This window comes from Desulfoplanes sp. PS50 (genome assembly GCF_053851535.1).
On sequence record NZ_JBSPZA010000060.1, the window covers coordinates 1 to 7488 of the forward strand.

The 7488-nt window shown below is 60.1% G+C and carries 5 protein-coding genes; all 5 read left to right on the plus strand.

Features of this window, described 5'->3' with window-relative positions; genetic code table 11:
• On the plus strand, positions 1 to 2091 hold a 2091-nt coding region (gene rbbA, locus ACTVJH_RS15490), incomplete at its 5' end, for a ribosome-associated ATPase/putative transporter RbbA (protein WP_455992708.1).
• 3 nt (positions 2092 to 2094) lie between these two features.
• The gene (locus ACTVJH_RS15495) at positions 2095 to 3216 is read left to right on the plus strand and encodes an ABC transporter permease (RefSeq protein WP_028577480.1); all 1122 of its coding nucleotides are present in this window, start codon (positions 2095 to 2097) and stop codon (positions 3214 to 3216) included.
• Positions 3213 to 4259, plus strand: coding sequence for a lipid A deacylase LpxR family protein (locus ACTVJH_RS15500; RefSeq protein WP_455992710.1), 1047 nt, complete (start codon positions 3213 to 3215; stop codon positions 4257 to 4259). The genes ACTVJH_RS15495 and ACTVJH_RS15500 overlap by 4 nt, the downstream gene beginning before the upstream one ends.
• A 171-nt stretch (positions 4260 to 4430) precedes the next feature.
• Complete coding sequence (locus ACTVJH_RS15505) at positions 4431 to 6020, plus strand: ATP-binding protein (protein ID WP_455992713.1); 1590 nt, start codon at positions 4431 to 4433, stop codon at positions 6018 to 6020.
• 206 nt (positions 6021 to 6226) lie between these two features.
• Entirely contained in the window at positions 6227 to 7396 is a 1170-nt protein-coding gene (locus ACTVJH_RS15510; RefSeq protein ID WP_455992715.1) for a type I restriction endonuclease, read from the plus strand.
• Positions 7397 to 7488 lie beyond the last annotated feature (92 nt).

Here is a 7488-nt window from a genome sequence, read left to right on the forward strand (position 1 = left end):
TCCAGCGACACGCCCGAAGGCCTGCTGCAAAGCACGGGGGCGGCTTCGCTGGAGGCGGCCTTCATCCGGCTGCTGCCGGAAGACAAGCGCCGGGATTATCGGGCGGTCGAGATTCCGCCGCGGCCGGAAGACGATGGCGATACCGCGATCGAGGCCCGGGATCTGACCATGCGCTTCGGCGAGTTCACCGCGGTCGATCATGTGAACCTGCGTGTCCCACGGGGTGAGATCTTCGGTTTTCTCGGCTCCAACGGCTGCGGCAAGACCACGACGATGAAGATGCTGACCGGTCTCCTGCCGCCGAGCGAAGGCCGGGCCTGGCTGTTCGGACACGAGGTGGACCCGCACGACCTCGCGACCCGCCGCCGCGTCGGCTACATGTCGCAGTTCTTCTCACTCTATACCGAACTGACGGTGCGACAGAACCTGACGCTGCATGCCCGGCTGTTCCACGTGCCCGCTGCCGAGATTTCAGGGCGCGTGGACGAAATGGTTGAACGCTTCGATCTGACCACAGTGATTGACAGCTTGCCGGGCCGGCTGCCCCTCGGCCACCGCCAGCGCCTGTCGCTGGCAGTCGCCATGATCCATAAGCCCGAAATGCTGATTCTCGACGAGCCCACCTCAGGTGTCGACCCGGTGGCGCGCGACACCTTCTGGCGCATGCTGGTCGAGCTCTCGCGCCGCGACGGGGTGACCATCTTTATCTCCACCCACTTCATGAACGAGGCCGAACGCTGCGACCGCATCTCGCTGATGCATGCAGGTCGGGTACTGGTGACTGACGCGCCTGCCACCCTGGCAAGCAAACATGGCGAGAACAGCCTGGAAGAGGCTTTTATCACCTATCTGAAGGATGCCGAAGCGCAGAGCGCTGGCGAGGCACGCCAACCGGACGCAAGCACTTCGCTCGATTCAGTCGAGGCCTCGCCAAGTCATGTCGAACCACAGGGCTGGCGGCGCCGATTCGACCCCCGGCGCATGATCAGCTATGCCCGGCGCGAAGGGCTGGAGCTGCGCCGTGATCCCATCCGGTTGACGTTGGCCCTGCTCGGCAGCGTCATCCTGATGTTCGTGATGGGCTATGGGATCAGCCTCGATGTGGAGAATCTCACCTTCGCGGTGCTGGATCGCGACCAGACCACCGTCAGCCGCGATTATACGCTCAACCTCGCCGGCTCCCGGTACTTCATCGAGCGGGCTCCGATTACCGGTTATGCTGATCTCGACCGGCGAATGCGCGAAGGCGACATCAGTCTGGCGATCGAGATCCCGCCGGGCTTCGCGCGCGACATCGCACGGGGCCGGCGGGTCGAGATCGGCGCCTGGATCGACGGCGCCATGCCGACACGGGGAGAGACCATCCGCGGCTATGTGCAGGGGATTCATGCCCATTGGCTGGCGACCAAGGCGCGCGAGGCTGGGCACGGCGAGGCTTTGGCGGGGCTCGTGAATATCGAGACCCGGTTCCGCTACAACCCGAATGTCAAGAGCCTGGTGGCGATGGTGCCGGCGGTGATCCCGCTGCTGCTCATGCTGATCCCCTCCATGCTCGCGGCGCTCAGCGTGGTGCGCGAGAAGGAGCTCGGCTCGATCACCAACTTCTACGTCACGCCCACCACGCGGCTCGAGTTCCTGCTCGGCAAGCAGTTACCCTATATAGTGCTGTCCTTCCTGAGCTTTCTGTTGCTCACCCTGCTCGCTGTGACCGTCTTCGGCGTGCCGCTGAAGGGCAGCTTCCTGACCCTGGCGGCGGGTGCGTTGCTCTATGTCGGCGCCGCCACGGCCGTGGGGCTGCTGATTTCCACCTTCATGCGCAGCCAGATCGCGGCGATCTTCGGCACGGCGGTACTCACCATCCTGCCGGCGGTCAACTTCTCCGGCATGATCGATCCAGTCTCATCGCTGGAAGGAGCGGGCCGGCTGATCGGCCAGATCTACCCGACCGCCCATTTCCTTACCATTGCACGCGGCACCTTCTCGAAGGCGCTCGACTTCTCCGATCTGCAGGCGGCCTTCGTCCCGCTGGCGCTGGCCGTGCCGATCCTGATCGCGCTCGCCGCCGCGCTGCTCAAGAAGCAGGAGCGATAGTCCATGCGCCCGGCCAACATCCTTCATCTCGGAATCAAGGAGTTGCGCAGCCTGATGCGCGACCCGATCATGCTGGTGCTGATCGTCTATGCCTTCACCATTTCGGTCTACACGGCGGCAACGGCCATGCCGGAGACCCTCAACAAGGCGCCGATCGCGGTCGTCAACGAGGATCGCTCACCGCTGTCGTGGCGCATCGTCAGCGCCTTTTACCCGCCTTATTTCGTGACCCCCGAAATCATCGACCACGCGGAGATGGATGCCCGCATGGATGCCGGCCTGGCCACCTTCGCCCTGGATATTCCGCTGAACTTCCAGCGCGATCTGCTCGCCGGGCGCCAACCCACGATTCAGCTCAATGTGGACGCCACACGGATGAGCCAGGCGTTCACCGGCAGTGGATATATCCAGACCATCGTGAGCGACGAGGTGCGCGCTTTCGTGCAGCGTTATCGCGAGGTGCCAGCTCTGCCGGTCGATTTGGTGCTGCGCGCGCGCTTCAATCCCCAGCTCAACAAGTCATGGTTTGGCGCCGTCATGCAGGTCATCAACAACGTGACCATGCTCTCCATCGTGCTAACCGGCGCGGCGCTGATCCGCGAGCGCGAGCACGGCACGGTCGAGCATTTGCTGGTCATGCCGGTCACGCCATTCGAGATCATGACGAGCAAGGTGTGGGCGATGGGGCTGATCGTCCTTGCCGCCACTGCCACGGCACTCACCGTCGTCGTGCAGGGCTGGCTTTCCGTACCGATCCAGGGCTCGCTCGCGCTGTTCCTGGCCGGCACGGCGCTGCATCTGTTCGCGACCACCTCGATGGGCATTTTCCTCGGCACCGTCGCCCGCTCCATGCCGCAGTTCGCCTTGTTGCTGTTGCTGGTGCTGCTTCCGCTACAAATGCTCTCCGGCGCTTCGACGCCGCGCGAGAGCATGCCGGAGGCCGTCCAGTACATCATGCTCGCCGCGCCCAACACGCATTTTGTGATGTTGGCTCAGTCGATCCTGTACCGGGGCGCTGGCCTCACGGCGGTCTGGCCGCAGTTCGTCAGCCTGGCCCTGATCGGAACGGCATTGTTTGGTTTCGCGCTTGCGCGATTTCGGAAAACCATCGAGACCATGGGATGAGCAGAATGACGGCAGCCCCGATGCTCACCATAAATCCCGGAGTGATCCACCCGGGAAGGAGAATCGCCGCCATCCTGATCGGCATGCTTTTGCTCGCGCCCACGGCGGCCTTCGCCGCCGAGAAGGCGGAGAAGGGCATCCTCAGCCTGGTCCTGGAAAACGACCTGTTCTACAATACCGACCGGAATTACACCAACGGGGTGCGTGTATCCTGGTTGTCTGCCGAAGACAAAACTCCGGAGTGGGTGTTGCGCCTGGCCGACAAGTTCCCTTTGTTCCCTGTCGGCAAAGCCGTGCGGGCGAGCTACGCGGTCGGCCAGAACATGTATACTCCGGAGGACATCACTTTGCGGGACCCCCCGCTCGATGACCGCCCTTATGGCGGCTGGCTCTATGGTTCCGTTGGCTTAATCGCCGAAACCGGGCAACGTCTTGATCAACTCGAATTGACCGTGGGCATGGTAGGCCCTGCCTCGCTTGCTGAACAGACCCAGAAGCGCGTTCATTCATTCGTGAACGCGGATGAACCGCGAGGCTGGGACACCCAACTCAAGAACGAGCCAGGGTTCATCCTGGCCTATAGCCGCAGTTGGCGTAGTTTGGTTGCGGAATCACTGCTGGGCATTCCCTTCGACCTGACTCCGCATGCGGGTGGCGCCCTGGGCAACATATTCACCTACGCCAATGCCGGCTTAATGCTGCGCTACGGCAAAAACCTGCCGCTCGACTATGGCCCTCCCCGAATCCAGCCCAGCGTGCCGGGCTCAGGCTTTTTTATTCCTCGGCACGGTTTCGGCTGGTATCTGTTTGCAGGCATTGAGGGCCGGGCCGTCGCCCGCAACATCTTTCTTGACGGCAACACCTTTCGCGACAGCCGCAACGTAGACAAAGAACCGCTGGTGGGAGACCTCCAGTTCGGTATCGCTATTACCTGGCGGAACCTGCGTTTGGGTTATACCCATGTGCTCAGGACACGGGAGTTCAAAGGCCAGGGCGACCGCCGCGATGATTTCGGGGCGCTCAGCCTTTCACTACAACTTTGATAGTGCGCGTTACGAGTAATGGATCAGTTGGTTACTTCGCTATCCTGCCTGGTCTTTTTGAAGCCCGACTGACGGGCACACCAAAGTAGGCGAAATGACCTTGCACAACAGATCGTAGCCATCTCCATCTGGCAGGGGCTGCGGAAGAAAGAGGATGCGCTGGGAAACGAGATGGAGCAGGAACTGGACGTTCGCGCCATGCCCATCCGCCGTGCGGTCTTCTGGTTGGTGGTGGGGCTGGCGCTTTTAATTGTCAGCTCCCGTGTACTGGTCTGGGGCGCGGTGGAGATCGCCCATGGATTCGGAGTCAGCGACCTGATCGGGCTTGTACATGAGCTGCGCAAACTGCCCGTCGAAACGGAATGGGTTGAGTTCAAACATAATCGGGCCGAGGCGGAGGAGATCGGCGAATACCTCTCGGCCCTGGCCAACTCGGCGGCCCTCCTGGGCAAGGTCAATGCCTATATGGTTTGGGGAGTAGACAACGAGACCCATGACATCATTGGCACCATTTTCAACCCTGCGGCCACGATGATTGGTAACGAGGAGCTGGAGAGCTGGTTGCTGAGGCTGCTGGACCCCAAGATCGATTTTCGTTTTCATATGCTGGAAATCGACGCCAATCCTTTGGTTCTGCTGGAGATCGGAGCGGCCTTCCGTCATCCCGTGCGATTTAAGCACCAGGAATTCATTCGTGTCGGCTCATACAAGAAGAAACTGAAGGACTATCCGGAGAAAGAACGAGCGCTCTGGAGGGTGTTCGATCAGGTTCCCTTCGAGCGCGGTATTGCCGCTGAACACGTCTCCAGCGAGAATGTGTTGAAGCTCCTCGACTACCCCGCCTATTTTGACCTGCTGGAGCTCCCATTACCCGATGGCCGAGCTGCGATCCTTGATGCGCTGGCCAAGGATGAGTTGATCCATGCCTGTGATGCGGGTAATTGGAATATCACAAACCTCGGGGGGATCCTCTTTGCGAAAAAGCTGGATGATTTCTCCTCGTTCCGGCGCAAGGCCATGCGGGTCGTCCATTACAAAGGGCGAGGCCGGGTTGAGACCTTGCGCGAGCAGACCGGTGGGAAGGGATACGCCAGCGGCTTCGAGGCTTTGATCAGTTTCATCATGGCGCTTGTGCCTACCAACGAGGTGATCGAGCAGGCTTTGCGGCGCTCCGTACCCATGTTCCCGGAGCTCGCGGTTCGTGAGCTGGTAGCCAATGCACTGATCCATCAGGATCTATTCGTGACCGGCGCAGGACCCATGGTGGAAATATTCGATGATCGAATGGAGATCACCAGCCCCGGCGAACCGCTGGTCAGCACTCAGCGTTTTGTCGATACTCCCCCGAAGTCCCGCAATGAGGCACTTGCCTCCCTGATGCGTCGCTTCCGTATTTGCGAGGAACGAGGCAGCGGCATCGACAAGGTGGTTTCCGAAGTGGAATATTACCAGTTGCCCGCCCCGCTTTTCGAAGTACCGGAGGGGTTTACCAGGGCCGTACTCTTTGCCCATCGCCCACTCAATGAGATGGATAAAGCGGACCGTGTTCGGGCCTGTTACCTCCATGGCTGTCTGAAGTGGGTAATGCGCGATTACCTGACGAATGCCTCGCTGAGGGAGCGGTTTGGAGTGGAAGAGAAAAACAAAGCGGCTGTTTCCCGATATATCCGCGAGGCGGTCGAGGATGGGGCGATTAAGCCGTTTGACGAAGGAGCGTCTAGAAAACTCATGAAGTATGTCCCGTTCTGGGCAAAAGTTTAATTGATGGGTAATTGATGGATCGTCGGGGAAAGACCAGAGTGAGTTTTTAACTTTCTGAAATGTAAACGCTTTATTGATTTACGGTTAATTGATCGGTAATTGATGGAAACACAAATTCCGGCAGCGAGCCGGCTGGAGAAATCGAATAGTACAACCACCAATTTCACAAAGCGATTGGGGCAAAACTTAAGTATTGGGACGGCGGGATGAAAACGGATACCACGGAAAAAGGGCTGGAAAGCCTTATTGTCCAGTCATTGGTCAACGAGGCCGGATACGTACAAGGCGACCCGCAGGACTATGACCGGGAACACGCTGTCGACCTTGCCAAGCTGTTGCAATTCCTTTCCGCCACCCAGCCCGAGACCTGTGAGGTTCTCGGCATCGACGAGGAAAGCCCTAAGCGCACCCAGTTCCTGCATCGCCTGCAGGGCGAGATTGCCAAGCGCGGCGTGGTGGACGTGCTGCGCGGCGGCATCAAGCACGGCCCGGCCCATGTAGACCTTTTCTATGGCACGCCGACGCCGGGCAATGTGAAGGCAGCCGAACGATTCGAAGCCAACATCTTCAGCGTCACCCGCCAGCTCCGCTACAGCCGCAACGAAACCGCGCTCTCCCTCGACATGGCCGTGTTCATCAATGGCCTGCCCATCGCCACCTTCGAACTCAAAAATAAGCTCACCAAGCAGACGGTGCTTGATGCCGTGCAGCAGTACCAGCGCGACCGCGACCCAAAGGAGCTGCTGTTCCAGTTCGGCCGTTGCGTCGTTCATTTTGCCGTGGACGATCACGAGATGCGTTTCTGCACCCACCTCAAGGGCAAGGGTTCGTGGTTTCTGCCCTTCGACAAAGGCTACAACGACGGGGCCGGCAATCCACCCAACCCGGCCGGGCTCGCCACCGACTACCTGTGGAAGGAGACCCTCTCCAAAGAGGGGTTGACCGATATCCTGGAAAACTACGCCCAGGTGGTGGAGGAAAAGGACGAGAAGACCGGCAAAAAGCGGTACAAGCAGATCTTCCCTCGCTACCACCAGTTGAAGGTGGTGCGCATGCTGCTGGCCGATGCCGCTGAGAGCGGCATCGGCAGGTGCTACCTGATCCAGCACTCGGCGGGCAGCGGTAAGAGCAACTCCATCGCCTGGCTGGCGCACCAGCTCGTGGGTCTGGAACACGAGAGCAAGGCGTTGTTCGATTCGGTCATCGTGGTCACCGACCGGCGCGTGCTCGACAAGCAGATCCGCGACACCATCAAGCAGTTCGCCCAGGTCTCCGCCACTGTCGGGCATGCCGAACATTCCGGCGACCTGCGCAAATTCCTCAAGGCCGGGAAGAAAATCATGGCTCCTCGCTGTTTCGTGTGGGTAGGGGGTTGAGATCTGGGGGGCCACCGAGTAGGAAAAGCAGCTATGAAAGACTTAGATCTCTTCCAGAAAGCACTTGGTTTGACTCCGCCTTGGGAGGTACT

Bases quoted from the DNA above. Each gene is read 5' to 3' on its own strand.
- ACTVJH_RS15495 (WP_028577480.1), top strand. From the start codon at position 2,095: ATGCGCCCGGCCAACATCCTTCATCTCGGAATCAAGGAGTTGCGCAGC.
- ACTVJH_RS15500 (WP_455992710.1), top strand. From the start codon at position 3,213: ATGAGCAGAATGACGGCAGCCCCGATGCTCACCATAAATCCCGGAGTG.
- ACTVJH_RS15505 (WP_455992713.1), top strand. From the start codon at position 4,431: ATGGAGCAGGAACTGGACGTTCGCGCCATGCCCATCCGCCGTGCGGTC.
- ACTVJH_RS15510 (WP_455992715.1), top strand. From the start codon at position 6,227: ATGAAAACGGATACCACGGAAAAAGGGCTGGAAAGCCTTATTGTCCAG.